At 69.4% G+C, this 16,264-nt stretch carries 12 protein-coding genes; 9 read left to right on the forward strand and 3 right to left on the reverse strand.

Annotated elements, in window-relative coordinates:
• Positions 1-68 precede the first annotated feature (68 nt).
• From ACIBTM_RS14035 to ACIBTM_RS14075, 9 genes are all read left to right on the forward strand, one after another.
• Complete coding sequence (locus tag ACIBTM_RS14035) at positions 69-1,580, forward strand: cytochrome ubiquinol oxidase subunit I (protein ID WP_395876904.1); 1,512 nt, start codon at positions 69-71, stop codon at positions 1,578-1,580.
• Between the two features lie 356 nt (positions 1,581-1,936).
• Positions 1,937-2,944, forward strand: coding sequence for a cytochrome d ubiquinol oxidase subunit II (cydB, locus tag ACIBTM_RS14040; RefSeq protein ID WP_395876905.1), 1,008 nt, complete (start codon positions 1,937-1,939; stop codon positions 2,942-2,944).
• Positions 2,941-6,192, forward strand: coding sequence for a thiol reductant ABC exporter subunit CydD (gene cydD, locus ACIBTM_RS14045; protein ID WP_395876906.1), 3,252 nt, complete (start codon positions 2,941-2,943; stop codon positions 6,190-6,192). The genes cydB and cydD overlap by 4 nt, the downstream gene beginning before the upstream one ends.
• A 14-nt stretch (positions 6,193-6,206) precedes the next feature.
• Entirely contained in the window at positions 6,207-7,343 is a 1,137-nt protein-coding gene (locus ACIBTM_RS14050; RefSeq protein WP_350593894.1) for a GAF domain-containing protein, read from the forward strand.
• Positions 7,344-7,426: 83 nt separating this feature from the next.
• Entirely contained in the window at positions 7,427-8,035 is a 609-nt protein-coding gene (locus ACIBTM_RS14055) for an excalibur calcium-binding domain-containing protein (protein WP_395876907.1), read from the forward strand.
• Positions 8,032-8,652, forward strand: coding sequence for a class F sortase (locus ACIBTM_RS14060; protein ID WP_395876908.1), 621 nt, complete (start codon positions 8,032-8,034; stop codon positions 8,650-8,652). The genes ACIBTM_RS14055 and ACIBTM_RS14060 overlap by 4 nt, the downstream gene beginning before the upstream one ends.
• 9 nt (positions 8,653-8,661) lie before the next feature.
• On the forward strand, positions 8,662-9,270 hold the full coding sequence (locus ACIBTM_RS14065) for a histidine phosphatase family protein (protein WP_395876909.1): 609 nt from the start codon (positions 8,662-8,664) through the stop codon (positions 9,268-9,270).
• A 42-nt stretch (positions 9,271-9,312) separates the two neighbouring features.
• A complete protein-coding gene (locus tag ACIBTM_RS14070) occupies positions 9,313-10,563 on the forward strand; it encodes a haloacid dehalogenase-like hydrolase (RefSeq protein WP_395876910.1) in 1,251 nt (416 codons plus the stop codon).
• 73 nt (positions 10,564-10,636) lie between these two features.
• Positions 10,637-12,856, forward strand: coding sequence for a hypothetical protein (locus tag ACIBTM_RS14075; protein ID WP_395876911.1), 2,220 nt, complete (start codon positions 10,637-10,639; stop codon positions 12,854-12,856).
• Here the strand turns inward: ACIBTM_RS14075 and ACIBTM_RS14080 are convergent.
• From ACIBTM_RS14080 to ACIBTM_RS14090, 3 genes are read right to left on the reverse strand one after another with little or no spacing between them, the layout of a single operon-like run.
• Positions 12,846-14,489: a hypothetical protein gene (locus ACIBTM_RS14080; protein ID WP_395876912.1), complete on the reverse strand. Its 1,644-nt coding sequence runs from the start codon at positions 14,487-14,489 to the stop codon at positions 12,846-12,848. The two genes, ACIBTM_RS14075 and ACIBTM_RS14080, sit on opposite strands and share 11 nt — an antisense overlap.
• On the reverse strand, positions 14,489-15,115 hold the full coding sequence (locus tag ACIBTM_RS14085; protein ID WP_016330621.1) for a response regulator transcription factor: 627 nt from the start codon (positions 15,113-15,115) through the stop codon (positions 14,489-14,491). Before ACIBTM_RS14085 ends, ACIBTM_RS14080 begins: the two co-directional genes overlap by 1 nt.
• 9 nt (positions 15,116-15,124) lie before the next feature.
• Positions 15,125-16,255 carry a hypothetical protein gene (locus ACIBTM_RS14090; protein ID WP_395876913.1) on the reverse strand — a complete coding sequence of 377 codons (1,131 nt, stop codon included), beginning with the start codon at positions 16,253-16,255 and terminating at the stop codon, positions 15,125-15,127.
• Positions 16,256-16,264: the final 9 nt, after the last annotated feature.

The raw sequence follows: 16,264 nt of genomic DNA on the forward strand, positions 1-16,264 counted from the left end.
CCTACGTCCTGGCGAGATCGGGACCACTTGAACTGGCGGGCTCATCGGGTGTTGAGCAGGCTTGAGGCGTGGAAGTTCTCGATCTCGCGCGATGGCAGTTCGGCATCACCACCGTCTACCACTTCTTGATGGTCCCGCTGACCATCGGACTTTCGGTCCTGGTGGCCGGGATGCAGACGGCGTGGGTTCGCACGGGTGATCAGCGGTACCTGAAGATGACCAAGTTCTGGGGGAAACTCCTGCTGGTCAACTTCGCGATGGGCGTGGTCACCGGCATCGTGCAGGAGTTCCAGTTCGGGATGAACTGGAGCGCGTACTCGCGGTTCGTCGGCGACGTGTTCGGCGCGCCGCTGGCAATGGAAGGGCTCGTCGCGTTCTTCGTCGAGTCGACCTTCCTGGGGCTGTGGATCTTCGGCTGGGACAAGCTGCCGAAGAAGGTGCACCTGGCCTGCGCCTGGGCGTATTCGCTGGCGACCGTGGCTTCCGCGTACTTCATCCTGGCGGCGAACTCGTGGATGCAGCATCCGGTCGGGGTCGAGTTCGTCGACGGGAAGCCGACGATGAACTCGATCTGGGCGGTGCTGACGAACAACACCGCGCTGGCCGCGATCCCGCACACGCTCGCGGGCGCCTTCTCGGTGGCGGCGGCGTTCCTGGTCGGCGTGGCCGGCTGGCAGCTGTGGCGCAAGCGTTCGGAGGACGACGAGCACCGCGCGGTGTGGCGTTCGTCGTTGCGTCTCGGCGGCTGGACCGGTGTGGTGGCGTTCGCGGTGCTGGCGATCACCGGCGACCTGCAGGGCAAGCTGATGTTCGAGCAGCAGCCGATGAAGATGGCTTCGGCGGAAGCGTTGTGCCATACGGAGAAACCGGCGAGCTTCTCGATCATCGCGATCGGCGACGTGCGGAACGCGAACTGCGAGGACGTCAAGACCTTCACCGTGCCCGCGCTACTCTCGTTCCTGGCGCACAACGACTTCTCGACCGAGGTCAAGGGCGTGGAGAACCTGGTCACCGAGTACCAGGCGAAGTACGGCACGAACTACCCGGACGACCCGCAGCTCGGCTCGCTCGCGGGGAAGCCGATCGACTACGTGCCCAGCCTGCCGGTGACCTACTGGGGCTTCCGCGCGATGATCGGCTTCGGCGCGATCTCGGCCGGGATCGGGGTGCTCGCGCTCTGGCTGACCCGGCGCGGGCGGATCCCCGGGCAACGCTGGTTCCCGTGGCTCGTGCTCGGCGGGATCGCGACGCCGTTCATCGGCAACAGCGCCGGCTGGATCTTCACCGAGATGGGCCGTCAGCCGTTCGTGGTGGTGCCGAACCCGACCGGTGTCGACGGGGTGTGGATGTTCACGGCACAGGCCGTCTCGAAGTTGTCCACAGGCGAGGTGTGGACCTCGCTGATCGCTCTGACGACCGTCTACGCGGTGCTCGGCGTCGTCGAGGTCTACCTGATGCGCAAGTACGTCCGGGGCGGCGTCGACGCCGTCATGCCACCCAAGAAACCGACCCCGACCAGCAAGAACAGCGATTCCGAAGGCGGTGACGGCGATGACGACGCGCTGGCCTTCGCCTACTGATCGCCTCTTTACCTCACCTACCCAGCCCCCCGCCCTTCCCGGGGGACGGCCCCGCACCCAGCGTATCGGGGGTATCGCTCAGGCGGGTTACCCACAGCCGATCTGTGGACAACTTGAGCGGTTGTGGATAACTCAGGGCGACCGGGGCTTGAGGGGGCCGTCGTGCGGGACGGGGAACGTCGCGAAAGCCACTTTCGCGACGCTGGATGTCTCGAAAGTGGCTTTCGCGACATGCCGTACGGCGTCGGCGGCGCGAACGGCGGAGCACGCGCCGGAGCACGCACCGGGCGGCGCGGCGAAAGCGTCCTTCAGCCCAGGCCCGCGCTTCAGCCCAGGCCAAGGAAAGTGAGCACCCGATGACCCTCGAAACGATCTGGTTCTGCGTCATCGCCCTGTTCTGGCTCGGCTACCTCTTCCTCGAAGGCTTCGACTTCGGCGTCGGCATGCTCATGCCGGTCCTCGCGAAGGACAACACCGAACGCCGCGTCATGGTCAACACGATCGGCCCGGTCTGGGACGGCAACGAGGTCTGGCTGATCGTCGCCGGCGGCGCGATGTTCGCCGCGTTCCCCGGCTGGTACGCGTCGCTGTTCTCGGCCGCGTATCTCCCGCTCCTGGTGGTGCTGCTCGCCCTCATCGGCCGCGGCGTCGCGTTCGAGTACCGCGGCAAGGTCGACTCCGACCGCTGGCGCCGCAACTGGGACCGCGTCATCGGCATCGGCTCGTGGATCCCGCCGTTCGGTGTCGGCCTGCTCCTCGCCACCACCGTCCTCGGTCTCCCGCTCGACGCCGACGGCAACCGGGTCGGCGGCCCGTTCGCCGCCCTCAGCCTCGAAACGCTGCTCGGCGCGATCGCGGTCGTCGGGTTCTCGCTGGTGCACGGCGCCGCGTTCCTCGCCCTCAAGACCGAAGGCGACCTCCGGCACCGCGCGCGGAACCTCGCCACCCGCCTGCTCCCGGTCGCGCTCCTGCCGCTGCTCGCGTTCCTCATCGTCGTGCAACTGCGCTCGGGTGACCTGTGGACGCTGTTCCTCATCGGCGTCGCCGTGATCGCGGCGGTCCTCGCGTGGTTCAAGATCCGCATGGGCCGCGAAGGGCAGGCGTTCGCCGCGCTCGGCGGGGTCATCGGAGCCTCGGCGGTCGCGATCTTCGTCGCGCTGTACCCGAACGTCCTGCCGTCCACTTTGGACGCGGCCAACACGCTGACGATCGCGGGTGAGGCGTCGAGCCCGTACACCCTGACCGTGATGACCTGGGTCGCGCTGTTCGGCGCGCCCGCGGTCTTGATCTACCAGGGCTGGACGTACTGGGTGTTCCGCAAACGCATCGGCACCCGGCACATCCCACCGGTGCACGCACCATGACCGAACTTCCCGGCCGCGACACCCTTTCCGCCACGGAGTCCACAATGGACCCAGCGCGACCGGGGAAGGGTCCGCTCGGCGCGCTGGCTCCACTTTCGAGTGCGGCGCGCCGGGCGTTGATCCTCAGTGGAATCCTCTCTTTCGTCAACGCGCTCCTGCTGGTGGGACAGGCGTTCCTGCTGGCCGACGTCCTCTCCGCGGTCGTCCGCGGAACACCGGGGGACCGCACCGCCCAGCTGGCCGTGCTGCTCGCGCTCGTCGCCGGGCGCGCGTCGACCGGCTGGGCGGTGCGGATCGTTTCCGTTCGCGCGGCCGCCCGCGCGAAGGAGGAGTTGCGCGCCAAAGCCCTCGATCACGCCTTGAAACTCGGGCCGGAATGGATCGCGCGCCGCGGCCACGGCGAGCTGACGTCGTTGACCACCAAGGGACTCGACGCGCTCGACGCCTATTTCACCCAGTACCTCCCGGCCCTTGTGACCGCGGCGATCGTGCCGCTCGCCGCCGGCGTCGCGATCCTGTTCGCCGACTGGCCGTCGGCCCTGCTCGTCGCGATCACCGTGCCGCTGGTGCCGCTGTTCGCCATCTTGATCGGCAAGCACACCGCCGAACGGGTCGCCGAAGCCGCCGACGCCGAACAACGGCTGTCGGGACACCTGCTGGAACTCGTTCGCGCGCTGCCGATCCTCAGCGCGTTCCGCCGCGCCGGGGCGCAGGCCGAGACGGTACGGAAGATCTCCGAACGTCACCGCCGCACCACACTGAAGACGTTGAAGGTCGCGTTCGCGTCGGCGTTCGCGCTCGAACTGATCGCGACACTCTCGGTCGCGCTGGTCGCGGTCGTCATCGGTGTCCGGCTCGTCTCCGGCGAACTGTCGCTGGCCATCGGGCTCGGCGTGCTGATCCTCGTCCCGGAGTGCTACCAGCCACTGCGCGCGGTCGGCGCCGCGTTCCACGCCAGCGAAGACGGCGTCGAGGCGGTGCGCCGTGTCGCGGACGTGCTCGCGGAACCCTTGCCGCCCAACGGTTCCGGGACCCTGGCCAAGGGCGAGGTGCACGTCGGGGGCCTCCGCGTCGCCAGGCGCGGCGGATTCGCGCCCGACGGCGAGACGTTCACCGCCCGGCCCGGCGGGATCACCTGGCTGCGCGCGCCCAGCGGCGGTGGCAAGTCGACGACGCTCGCCACCCTGCTCGGTTTCGTGCAGGCCCACGACGGGACGATCACCGTCGGCGGCACCGACCTCGCCGACGCCGATCTGACGAGGTGGCGTGAGAACGTCGCCTGGGTGCCGCAGTCGCCGGTGTTCGGCGGCGGCACGGTCCGCGACGAGGTCGGCGCCGAAGACATCTTCGGCGAACTCGGCCTGACCGGACTGGCCGACCGGCCGGTTTCGAAGCTGTCGCAGGGGCAACGGCAACGTGTCGCGGTGGCGCGGGCCCTGGTGCGGGTCCGGTCGGGCGCGTGGCTGCTGTTGCTCGACGAACCCACCGCGCACCTCGACGAGGTCAACGCCGCACGTGTCATGGCCGCTGTCCGGAAGGCCGTCGACAACGGTGCCGCCGCGATCATCGCCGCCCACGAACGAGGCTCCGGTGTCGACATGTCGACCACGACGGGGATCGAAACCGGAACCGCCGAGGAGACCCGGGAAGTCCGGCCCCTGCCTTGGCGCGAACTGCTGCACCCCAGGTTCTTCGGCGGCGCGTTGCTCGGCGCCGCCGCGTTGCTCGCCGGGGTCGCGCTGACCGCGCTCTCGGGCTGGCTGATCGCCAAGGCGTCGCAGCAGCCGCCGATCCTCACCTTGACGGTGATGATCGTCGGCGTGCGGACGTTCGGCCTCGGCCGCGCGGGGCTGCGTTACCTCGAACGGCTGGTCACGCACGACGCCGCGTTCCGGATCGCCGGGAGCCTGCGCGTCCGGCTGTGGGAGTCGCTGGTGCGGCTCGGGCCGGCCCGGGCGCTTCGGGCGGGTGAGGAACAGCGGCGGCTCGTCGGCGACACCGACACCGTGCGTGACCTGCTCCCGCGCGTGGTCACTCCGCTGATCGTGGTCGCGTTGGTGGCCGTCGGCGCGGTCGCGGTCCAGGCCGCGGTGCTGCCCGAGGCGGGGCTCGCGCTGGCGGCGGCCGTGCTGGTGAGCGCGTTCGCGCCGCTGCTCGCGCTCCGGGCGGAACGCCGCGCGACCAGCGCGCTGGCCGCCGGACGGCGTTCGGTGTCGGCGCAGGTGCTGAGCCTGTTCGAAGCCGCCGCCGAGCTGATCGCGTACGGGGACGACAAAGAGCGTCGTCGCCGAATCACCACAACCGATGCCGCGCTGACCGCCGAAGCCCGTCGGCAGGCTTTCGGCGCCGGCGCGGCCGACGCCCTGATCATCCTGGCGACGGGGGCCGCCACCGTCGTGAGCACCGGGTTCGCCGTGAGCGCCGTCGCCGCCGGCGCGCTGAACCCGGTGCTCGCGCCCGTGGTCGCCCTGGTGCCGCTCGCGCTGGCGGAGGTCCTCTCCCTTCTTCCGCCGGCCGCGCAGCACTGGGACACCCTGCGCCAGGCCCGTCTGCGCCTCGCCGCGTGCAATGAACGGTCCGTTCCTTGCGAAATTCGCAAGGAAAGCCCCGTTCCTGGCACCGGCGGGGTGCGGATCCGGAACGCCGACCTCGGCTGGCCCGGCACCGAGCACCCGGTCCTCACCGGGGTCGACCTCGATATCGCGCCCGGGACGCACGTCGCCGTCGTCGGCCCGAGCGGCGCCGGGAAGTCGACGCTCGTCGCGGCCCTGCTCGGCTTCCTCCAGCCGAGCAAGGGCGACGTCGCCGCTCCCGAGAACGTCGCCTGGGCGCCGCAGGAACCGATGCTCGTCTCGACCACGGTCGCCGAAAACCTGCGCCTCGCGAAACCGACGGCGTCGGAGGCCGACCTGCGAAAAGCCTTGTACGAGGCCGTTCTTGAGGACGTCGAGCTCACCACGATGCTGGACAGCGCCGGTGCCGGTCTTTCGGGCGGCCAGGCGCAGCGGGTCGCGCTGGCGCGGGCCGTGCTCGGTGCCGGGCAGGCCGATCTCGTCCTGCTCGACGAGCCCACCGCCCACCTCGACGAGCCGACCGCGCGCACCGTCCGCGAACGGCTCGGCGAGGCGCTCGCCGGGAAGACCGTCGTCCACGTCACGCACCACGCCGCCGAGGCCGAAGAAGCGGACGTGATCCTGGAGGTCCGAGAGGGCCGCGTCACAGCGCGCGCCTTGGCCGGAGCCGACTAATGTCGATAGCGCTCATGGATCCCACGCTTGCCGCGCGCGCACTGTCCGCCGCCACCGAGATCACCGGCACCGCCCTGTCCGGTGACGACCCGGGTGACGTGCTGGAGACCGTGGTCGCCCGCGCCGTCGAACTGGCCGAGGCCGACCTCGGTCTCGTCATGGTGCGCGCGGACGACGGCCAGGTGGTCGCCGAGGCCGCGCACGGGGCCACCACCCAAGGCCTCCGCGGGCTGGCCTTCTCCGCCGATTCCGCGGCGGGCCAGGTCGCGCGCGGCGGGGAGCCGGTGGTCAGCGAGGACTTCACCGTCGATCCCCGCACGGCGCCGTTCGTGCCGCCGGAACTCCAGGGCTTCGGGCCTTTCGCCGCTTCGGCGTTCGGCGCGGGCGGCCGTGTCCTCGGCGCGCTCACCGTGTACCGCCGACACGGCGGGGAACCGTTCTCCGCCAGCACGGTCGAGGTGCTCACCGCGTTCGCCGCGCAGGCGGGCGTGGTGCTCGCGCTGGCGGAGGGCGCCAACGCCCGGCACCGCGTGACCCTCTATCAAGAGCGCGAACGTATCGCGCGCGAACTGCACGACGTCATCGTGCAGCGCCTCTACGGCGCCGGCATGCAGCTCGACCGCGTCCGCAAGAACATGCGGAAACGCTTCGCGCAGGCCGACGGCGCGCGGCTGTCCGAGGCGATCGACCAGCTCGACCAGACCATCGAAGAGATCCGCGGCACCGTGCGCGCCCTGCGCAGCCCGGAACCCGCGAACGAGACCGTCATCGCCACCGACCTCGCCGAGTCCGCGCGGGGCGAGGTGCGTATCGCGGGCGAGCTGCTCGGCTACCCGCCGACCCTCGAACTGTCGGGAGAACTCGCCGACATCCCCGCCGAACAGGCGGATCACATCCGCGCCGCCCTGCGCGAGGCACTGTCCAATGTGGTCAGGCACTCGGGGGCGAGCGAGACCCGCGTGACGCTCAGCCGCGACGCGGAAGGCGTCAAACTCCGCGTGCGGGACAACGGATCCGGGGTCCCGCAGGGGGTCGCCAAACGCGGTCTCCGCCATCTCGCCGAACGCGCGACGACGTCGGGCGGGCGCTTTTCGATCAATTCTTCCCCGAGTTTGGGGACCTTGGTCGCTTTCGACGTTCCGCTCGACTGAACCGTGTAACGGCTGGGGCCGGGGCGCGACTCTATGGGCATCGAACGCGCTCCGAGCGCGGATTCCCAGCGAAAGGACTCGCCATGTCCTCGGTTCGTCGCGCCCTCGGCACGGCCGTAATCCTTGCCGGATTCTCCTTGTTCGGACCCGCTTCCGTCGCGTTCGCGCTGGCTGAAGCGCCCGCGATCGTCGACCTGGACTGCAAGGACTTCCAGTTCCAGGAAGAGGCGCAGGCCGTCCTCGACAAAGATCGGTCCGATCCGCACGGGCTTGATCGCGACAAAGATGGAATCGCCTGTGAAGATCTGCCGAAGCGTGGAGCTCCGGTGACCAAAACGGTCACTCCTACCGTTCCGCCGATCACCACGGAAACGCGGGCGCCGCAGTTCAAGGACAAGGATTGCGCCGATTTCTCTTCGCAAGCCGCCGCGCAGGCCGAGCTGAAGAAGAACCCGCGAGACCCGCACAAGCTCGACGGTGATCACGACGGATACGCCTGCGAATCCCGGTTCGGTGAACCCGGCCAGGTGAAGGTCAAGCCCAAAGGCGGAGTCGCGACCGGCGGCGGGGAGCCCGTCGAAGCCAACGGCGGCCTCCTGGAGATCGCCGCGGTCGTGCTGACCGGCACGGCTCTGCTGACCGTGTCCGCCGCGGGCGCGTCCCTGGTCCTTCGGCGGCGTGCGGAGCGATGATCCGGCCTTCTTGGCGCCGGTGGCCGTTCCCGCTGGTCGTCGGCACGCTCATCGGGGTGGTGCTCGCGGCCGCGCTGACCGCGTGCGCCGTCCCTCCGCCGGGCAAGGTCGCCTCGCCGGCGCCGCCTTCCACGGTGTCTTCTGTCGCGGAGACGCCTCCGCTGGCGCCTGCGAAACCGGCGAGGCTGGAGATCCCGGCGATCGGGGTCCGCACCGGCGAGATCGTCGACCTCGGCCTGGCCGGTGACGGCACCCTCCAGGTGCCGCACGACGCGATCACCACCGGCTGGTTCACCGGCGGCCCGGCGCCGGGCGAGATCGGGCCCGCCGTCCTCGCCGGGCATGTCGATTACAAGAAGGTCCCAGGCGTGTTCGTCCGGCTCAAGGAACTGAAGGCCGGCGACGAGGCCCTCGTCCACCGCGAGGACGGGATCACCGCGGTGTTCACCGTGTACGCCGTCGAGCGGCATCCGAAGGCGTCCTTCCCCACGGAGAAGGTCTACGGCGACACGACCGGTCCCGAACTGCGCCTGATCACCTGCGGCGGGGATTTCGACTCCTCGACCGGCAACTACCTCGACAACGTAGTCGCCTTCGCGAAACTCACGCGCGTTTAGATTCTCCGGATGCGCACTGTCTACGTCGTCACGCATCCGGAGGCCACGCACCACGTCGATCGTCTGGTGGGCGGGTGGTACGACTCCGAACTCACGCCCGGGGGCGAACGCGCGGCCGCCGCTGTCGCCGAGTCGCTGCGCGCGAAGGTGCCGGACGAGGTGGAGCTCTATGCCTCGGATCTGCGCCGCACCGCGCGGACCGCGGAACTGATCGGCGAGCGGCTCGGCGTGGCCCCGGTCCTCGACCGGCGGCTGCGCGAGAAGTCGTACGGAGAAGCCGGTGGCAGACCACAGGCGTGGCTCGACAGCCGGTTCGTCCCGCCTCCCGCCGTGGGCGAGCGGCTGGGGCACGACGAGGGAATCCCCGGCGCCGAAACGAAAGGCGCGATGGCGGCGAGGGTCTACTCGGCCATGGAGTCGATCCTGGAAAGCCCGTGCGAGCACCAGATCGTCGTCACGCACGGTGGCGCGCTCACCTTCGTGATCGCCGCGTGGATCCGGATGCCGCTCGAATCGGCAGGCTACGTCGACTTCCGCGGTTCACCCGGCAGCGTCACCGTGCTGCGTGAGGACGACTACTTTCACAACCGGCAGGTCGTGACCCTCGCCGGGAAATGACAGGATCTCCCCGGACTGTCGAAGACCATGTGGGGAGATGACATGCCGAGGTTCCTGCGAGCCGTGGTCCTTGCCGCCGCCGTGGCGGTCGTACCGGTCGCCTTGCCCGGCACGGCGACCGCCTCGACCGCGTCACCTTGTCCGCAGCTGAGGCTGGCCGACCACTGGTACGGCGACAACGCGGCCAAGATCCAGCAGGTCATCTGCGGTAAGAAGCACGGCGAGCGGCCGGTCGCCGTGTTCGATTGGGACAACACGGTCATCAAGAACGACATCTCCGACCAGACCGTCTTCTGGATGATCCGGCACGACAAGGTCCTCCAGCCGCGAAACAAGGACTGGCGCACGACCAGCCGCTACCTGACCGAGGCGGGCGCGAACGCGCTGAGTAAGGCGTGCGGCACCGCCACCCCAGCCGGGAAACCGCTTCCCACCAGCAAGAACGTCGCCTGTGCCGACGAGCTCCTCTCGGTGCGGAAGAGCGCGAAGACGACCACCGGCGAAGAGGTCTTCGCCGGGCACAACCGGCGGTACATGGAGGCGGCCTACGCCTGGGTCGCGCAAATCAACGCCGGATACCGCCCGGACGAGGTCCGCGCGATCGCCCGGCAGGCCAGGGCCGCGGCGCTGCTGGCACCGATCGGGGCGACCCAGAAGGTCGGTTCGAGCACCCAGATCGCGTGGATCCGGTACTACCCGGAGATCAAGGACCTGATCGCGACGCTCACCAAGGCGGGCTTCTCGACCTGGGTGGTTTCCGCCTCGCCCAAGGAATTCGCGGACGTCTGGGGTTCCGCCGTCGGCATCCCGCCGAGCCGCACGCTCGGGATCTACTCGCAGACCACGAACGGCCGGATCAACGGACATCTCGAAGGCTGCGGCGGACACGCCGACGGCGCCGACGAGATCATGACCTACATCGACGGCAAACGGTGCTACATCAACGAACGGATCCTCGGGATCCGCGGCGCGAAGGCGATGGAACCCGCGCCGGCGGACAAGCGGCAGGCGCTGGCCGGCGGCGACGCGACCACCGACGTCACGATGCTGCGCGACGCCACCGGAGTCCGCGTCACGCTCAACCGCAACAAGGACGAGCTGATGTGCCGCGCCTACGACAACGCGGACGGGAAATGGGCGGTGAACCCGATGTTCATCGAGCCCTTCCCGGCGCTGAGCCGCACCTATCCGTGCTCGACGACGGCGTACGAAAACGCCGACGGCACACATGGTCCGGTGCTGCGCGACGACGGCACGGTCATCCCGGACCAGCGCGACACCGTGCACCCCTGAGCGGGTTCACGGTGAGTGACGTGCATGATCCGCGCTGCTAGCGTGTCGGATACAGCTGTGAGGGGGTTTACAGGTGACCGATCCGTTGCAGGCGGAGCTCGTCAAACAGACCGTCGCGCTGGTGTTCACGGGTGGGGGCAAGGTCGCCGAGTACCTCTGGAAGAAGCTTTCGGGGCGCCGGGACGAGAAACGCCTGCGTTCGGACCCGGCCGCGCTGGAGGCCGCCGTTCGCCGCCTGGCCACGGAAGACCCTGCCGTGGCGGGGGAATTGCGCGAGCTGGTCGGAAGCATGCTCGCGATGGGTCACGACCGGCCGCGGATCGTGCCCCGGTCACCGAACCTGTACGACCGCGTCGGCGCTCAGGCTCAGCTGGGCGGAACCGGCGTCGTGGTGCTCTCCGGCCCTTCCGGAGTCGGCAAAACGACGCTCGCCGAGCACTACGGGACGCGTTCCGGCGGGGCGTATCCCGATGGCGCGCTGCTGATCGACCTCGCGGACCATCGCGACGGCCCGGGCGCGCCGTTGCGGATCAGCCAGGTGCGGGAGGCCGTGCTCCAGGCGTTGGGCGTGGAGCCGAAGCTCATCACGCCGGGTGCCGGGGAACTGAAAACCCAGTACCACGACGTCCTCGGTCCGTTGCGCCTGCTCCTGGTCTTCGACTCGGTCGAAAACGTCCGCGACCTCCAGGCGCTGGTGCCACCGGCGCCGATGAGCCTGGTGCTGGCGCTGACGGAAGACGCGTCCGACGAGTTCGTGACGCAATATCCCCGGCATGTCCCCCTCAGCAGGCTCGAAGAGGGTGCGGATCGGATGCTTTTCGAAGCGATCGCGGGGACCGGCTTGCTCGCCGCCGATCCCGAAGGAACGCACGAAGTCCTCGTCGAATGTGACCGTTTTCCGGCGACGGTGGTGGCCGCCGCGATCGCGGCGAGGCAGCGGGCCGCACTGGCGGCTCGGCCGCTCAAGCTTCTCGCGAAGGAACTGAGCAGTGGGCGAGCACTCGGCCCCGTGAGTGCCGCCTTCGACCGGGTTCTCGCCGGGCTCCCGCCGCGTGAACAGGAGCTTTGCCGGGCGCTGAGCGGAATTCCGGGGCCGAGCTTCACGCACGAGGCGGCAGCGGCCGTCGCCGGTTGCGAACCGTTCGAGGTCCTCGACGGGCTGGTGCATCTCCAGTCGGTTTTCTTCGTGACCGAGGAGCCCGGCAAGCGGCTGCGGCTGACCAAACAGGCGAGGCAGGCGCTCACTCGCGCGGGTCATGAACCGGATGGCGACGGATTCCCGCGGCTCGTGCGCTTCCACCGCACCCGGGCGGTGCAGGCGGATCACTGGAAGATGGGCGACCGGCGGCTGAGGCTGTACGACCAGACGCTGCCGGAGGGAACCCGACCCTTGGACCTCGCCCCTGGGCAGGACGCGGTCGACCTGCTCGTCGCCGAAATCCCGACGTACCGCGCACTGGCGAAACCGGCCCACGACGCCGGACTCCATCGCGAGCTGACGCAGATCTGCGGCGCACTGGAAATCGTCGGGCTGCACCGGGGGCATCTGCGTGAACTCGCGGAAATCAACAAATGGGGGATCGCGAGCGCGGACGCCCTCGGTGACGTCCCGCTCCAGTTGAGGGCCATCGCGCAGCAGGCACGGCTGTACTCGTTGCTTCAGGAGTTTCCGCGGGCGGAGAACGAGTTCGGCAGGCTGGGAGAGCTGCTGCGACGGCTGGAGTCACCCGAAACCGAAACGAATCGGCAGCTGCGGGCGTCGCTTTGGGAGTTCCGCGGGCTTTTCCACCGAGAACGAGGCCAGTACACCGAGGCATCGGCCTGCTTCTTCGAGGCGCTGAAGATCAGCCGGACCTTGGGCGGTCTTCCCTTCCGGGGGCAAGGGCTGCACGCGAGGATGCTCGCCAACGTCCAGGTGCTGCTCGGTGACCTCGCCGGGGCGTTCCAGCTGGTGGAAGAGGCCGAGGCGAACACGGATCCCGCGTACAAACGCGACCTCGCCCAGGTCTGGCTGGTGCGGGCGAAGGCGCTGAGCCGATCGGGTACGGCGGACGCCGCGCGGCAAGCGCTCGACCTGGTGCCGGAAGTCTGGCGCATGGTGGCTCCGACGGGGAGCGATCAGTACGACCTGGAGATCGCCGAGGCACTCGGGGACGCCGCTTGGGCAGGCGGGGACTTCGGCAAGGCACGCGAGTACTGGTCCGGCGTCTGGCAGCGGCTGCAAGCGGTCAAGCATCCGCGTGCCGGCGCGGTGCACGTCAAGATCTACACCGAGCCGCCGCTCATCCGGTGAGCACCGAGGCGACGACGTCCCGGATGTGGTGGCCCTCGCGCACGCGGAACGACCCGGTCGCCGGGAGGTTTCGGTTCTTGCGCCAGTAATAGGCGGAAATCGCGGCCAGCGGCTCACCTCGGGTGGTGAGCTCGACGACCGGCTCGCCGGGACTCCAGAGCAGGCACCGGTCCACACCGATCCCGGCGATGAGCCCGGCGTCGGGACGGCGGCGGGTGATTTCCCGTGCCCAGCCGTCGAATTCCGTGTCCTCGCCGGTGAACTCGCAGTAGACCACGGCGGCGCCTTCGAGCTCGTCCAAAGTGGACAGTTCCTCGTGGGCGACGACATGGTGGCCGGGCGTCGCGGCCTGTTCGGTGGGAAACCGTGAGACCGCCAGGTGATCCGCGTGCCGCCGAACCTCGACCGAGAACGTCGCGGGCTCCGTGACGTCCGGCGCCGGATCGGGGACGGGGAGGAAGACCGCCCGGGTGTCCGGTTCCGTGAGTCGCATCAGTTCGTAGAGGACGGGGCGAAGAAGTTCCGCGCACTTGCCGGAGAACTCGACCGCCTGCGCCGCGACCTCGGTGAGCGGTCCCGCCGCGCACGCCTGGTCGAGCTGTTCGCGCAGATCGCGGTCCTGGTCGAGCCGCGGGGCTCTGGCCAGCAGCTCCGCGAGCGGGGAGTCCGGCACCACGGTGGCGGGTTCCCGGCTGCCGATCAGCACCGGGATCTTCGCGGCGGCGGCGTACAGCGCGATGGAGCCGCCGTCCGAGATCAGGCAATCCGCGGAAACGACGGTCGCCTGCCAGCCACGCTGGGGCGGGATCACGGCGAGCCCCGCTCGCCGGGCCCGCGACAGCCACGCGCGGATCTGCCAGGGACCGTGCGCGGCCCAAGCGCCCGGATGCGCGATGAGGCTGAACCTGTACTCGCCGACGGGGAGTTCGGTGAGCAGCCGGGTGGGCAGGCCGGGATCGGTGCCCAGCAGGGAATCGGGGCCCCAGGTGGAGGCCAGCACGACGTGTTTGCGGTCACGGACGTCGAGCAGGCGCCGGTAGCGGGCCGCGCGATTGAGACTGGCGAGCATCCGGTCGTGGCAGGGGTCGCCGACCACGACGGCGTGCGGTTCGGCTTGCGGACAGTTCCGCCGGAGATAACGCAGCTGATTGCTGTGCGAAAGGCCGATCCGGCTGGGAACGACGCGACCATCGCGGACCAGCCGTGCCGGGTTCAGTCCTGAAATGACCGTCTGGTGCGGATAGTGCTTCTGGTGCCCGATGCCGTGCGGCACGAGCAGGACGGGCGCTTTCACCCGGTGGAGTTCGTCGTTCTCGCTGGCGGCTATCGCCAGGTCGAACCGGGTTTCGACGGCCTGCTCCCAGGAGATGACCTTCGCGTCCAGCGAGGCGAGGAACTCACTGACCCCGGAGGAGAGGATCGCCGGTTCGCGCTCGTTGTGGGTGAACACGATCTGGACCCGCGGATCGTCCTTCAGCAGCGACACGACGTCGAGCAGTCGGGTCAGGGTGGTGACGGTGCGGACGACGACCAGGACGCGATGAGAGAACCGGACCGTGAGCCACTGGTCGAACTCGGGATCGACCGGGACCTTCGCCCAAAACGACGGGGGGGGGGAACCTTTTTCGCGCACTACCTGTCCCGGCGCGCGATCCACGCCGCGGCCTGTGTGCGCCGCTGCATGCCCAGCTTCGCGAGGACGGACGTCACGTAGTTCTTCACCGTCTTCTCCGCGAGGAACAGGCGCTCCGCGATCTCGCGGTTGGACATGCCCTGCCCGATCAGGTCCAGCACCTCGCGTTCGCGTTCGGTGAGGGAGCCGAGTTCGTCCTCGGGCGGATGCCGCAGCTTGTCGAGCACCCGCGCCGTCGACAACGGGTCGAGCAGCGACCGGCCGGCCGCGACCTCGCGGACCGCGTTGACGACGTCCTGACCGCGGACCTGTTTCAGCAGGTACCCGGCCGCGCCCGCCATGATCGCGCCGACCATGGCCTCCTCGTCGTCGAACGCGGTCAGCATCAGGCACTGCGGCGGGTTCGGCTTCGAGCGCAGCTCGCGGCAGAGCGCGATGCCGTCGCCGTCGCCGAGCCGCACGTCGACCACGGCGACGTCCGGCTCGACGTGCATCGCCACGGCGAGGGCCTCGTCGACCCCGCTCGCCTCGGCGACCACCTCGATGTCGGGCTCGTCGGTGAGGAGGTCACGCAGACCGCGCCGCACCACCTCGTGGTCGTCGATGAGCAGCACCTGGATCGGCATACCCCCACGTTACTTCGTCGCCTTGGCGACCATCCCTTCCACCAGCGCGGACGGCAGCCCGGCCCGCTCGCCGAGCCAGCGCACCCATTTCGGCAGCAACGCCTGGGCGACCGGGCGATGAGGGTGATCACGCCAGTCGCCGATCACTTCCTGGTAGTAACGGATCCGGCCGGGAGACGCGAGGAACCGGGTGTCCGGTACGAGGCCGCCCATCCATTCCTCGGCGAGGTCCTCGACGATCACCGGATCGGGTTCGTTCCCGTACCGCTCGATATGCCAGTCGGCGAACGGACGAGCCATCTCGGCCGGGTCCACGTCGTCGAAGAAACTCCGGCGTGGTGGAAGCGGCGTCTTCCGTTTGTTCAACGCCGTCTCGAGATCCTCGAACCGGCGCTGTGCGCGGTACCAGTCGTCCAGCACGGTCCGTGATTCATCGCCGATCACCATGAAACTGCAGCCGGCCAGGCCGATCAGTCGTTTGGTGTCGGTCACCACGTGCGGCTCGGCGTCGGCGGCTTCGTCGCCGAGCTTCTTCCGCCACGCCTCGGCGGCTTGCTCGACGTTGTCGTAGACCCCGCCGCCCGCCGGCTCGCAGAGACCCGACATGTCGACGTCGAACAGGTAAACGCCGGGATAGCTGTAGGCCGCGATCACGGCGAGGCGGGTGCCGTAGACGTCTCGCATCTCCCAGACGTCACCGGTCGCTTCGATGTTCGCCAACGAGCGCGGCCACTCCGACAGGCTCGCTGACGCCGCTTTGACGCGGGTGATCGAAGAGCGCAGCGCCGGCACCACGCCGGGTGCCGCGATCGCGAGCAGGCCGTGAAGGAACCGCCACAGCGCTTCGGACGGTTCCGTCTTGGCCAGCACGGACACCTCGCCGACCAGGGTGGCGAAGAACAGGTCGAAGTCGAGGACGTCGTTCTCCTCGTCGAGGACACGTTTCAGCTCGGCTCCGAGCAGTTCGGCGGCCGCCTGCTCGAGGCCGCGAGCCGTCTCGCAGGCCAGCGTTCCGTCGATGCCGTCGACGATGTTCTCGATGGCCTCGTCGAACCAAGACGGGTACGAGATCGGCTCGGTGGCGACCGGCGACTTCTTCTTCTTGTTCTTCTTGGGCTTCCGGCCACGTGATACGGGCATGCCCGCACG

It is taken from the genome of Amycolatopsis sp. NPDC049868, assembly GCF_044461365.1.
Classification (GTDB): domain Bacteria; phylum Actinomycetota; class Actinomycetes; order Mycobacteriales; family Pseudonocardiaceae; genus Amycolatopsis.

Coding starts and splice junctions, on each gene's coding strand:
- cydD (WP_395876906.1), top strand. CDS start 2,941: ATGACCGAACTTCCCGGCCGCGACACCCTTTCCGCCACGGAGTCCACA.
- ACIBTM_RS14065 (WP_395876909.1), top strand. CDS start 8,662: ATGCGCACTGTCTACGTCGTCACGCATCCGGAGGCCACGCACCACGTC.
- ACIBTM_RS14055 (WP_395876907.1), top strand. CDS start 7,427: ATGTCCTCGGTTCGTCGCGCCCTCGGCACGGCCGTAATCCTTGCCGGA.
- ACIBTM_RS14060 (WP_395876908.1), top strand. CDS start 8,032: ATGATCCGGCCTTCTTGGCGCCGGTGGCCGTTCCCGCTGGTCGTCGGC.
- ACIBTM_RS14090 (WP_395876913.1), bottom strand. CDS start 16,255: ATGCCCGTATCACGTGGCCGGAAGCCCAAGAAGAACAAGAAGAAGAAG.
- ACIBTM_RS14070 (WP_395876910.1), top strand. CDS start 9,313: ATGCCGAGGTTCCTGCGAGCCGTGGTCCTTGCCGCCGCCGTGGCGGTC.
- ACIBTM_RS14085 (WP_016330621.1), bottom strand. CDS start 15,115: ATGCCGATCCAGGTGCTGCTCATCGACGACCACGAGGTGGTGCGGCGC.
- cydB (WP_395876905.1), top strand. CDS start 1,937: ATGACCCTCGAAACGATCTGGTTCTGCGTCATCGCCCTGTTCTGGCTC.
- ACIBTM_RS14050 (WP_350593894.1), top strand. CDS start 6,207: ATGGATCCCACGCTTGCCGCGCGCGCACTGTCCGCCGCCACCGAGATC.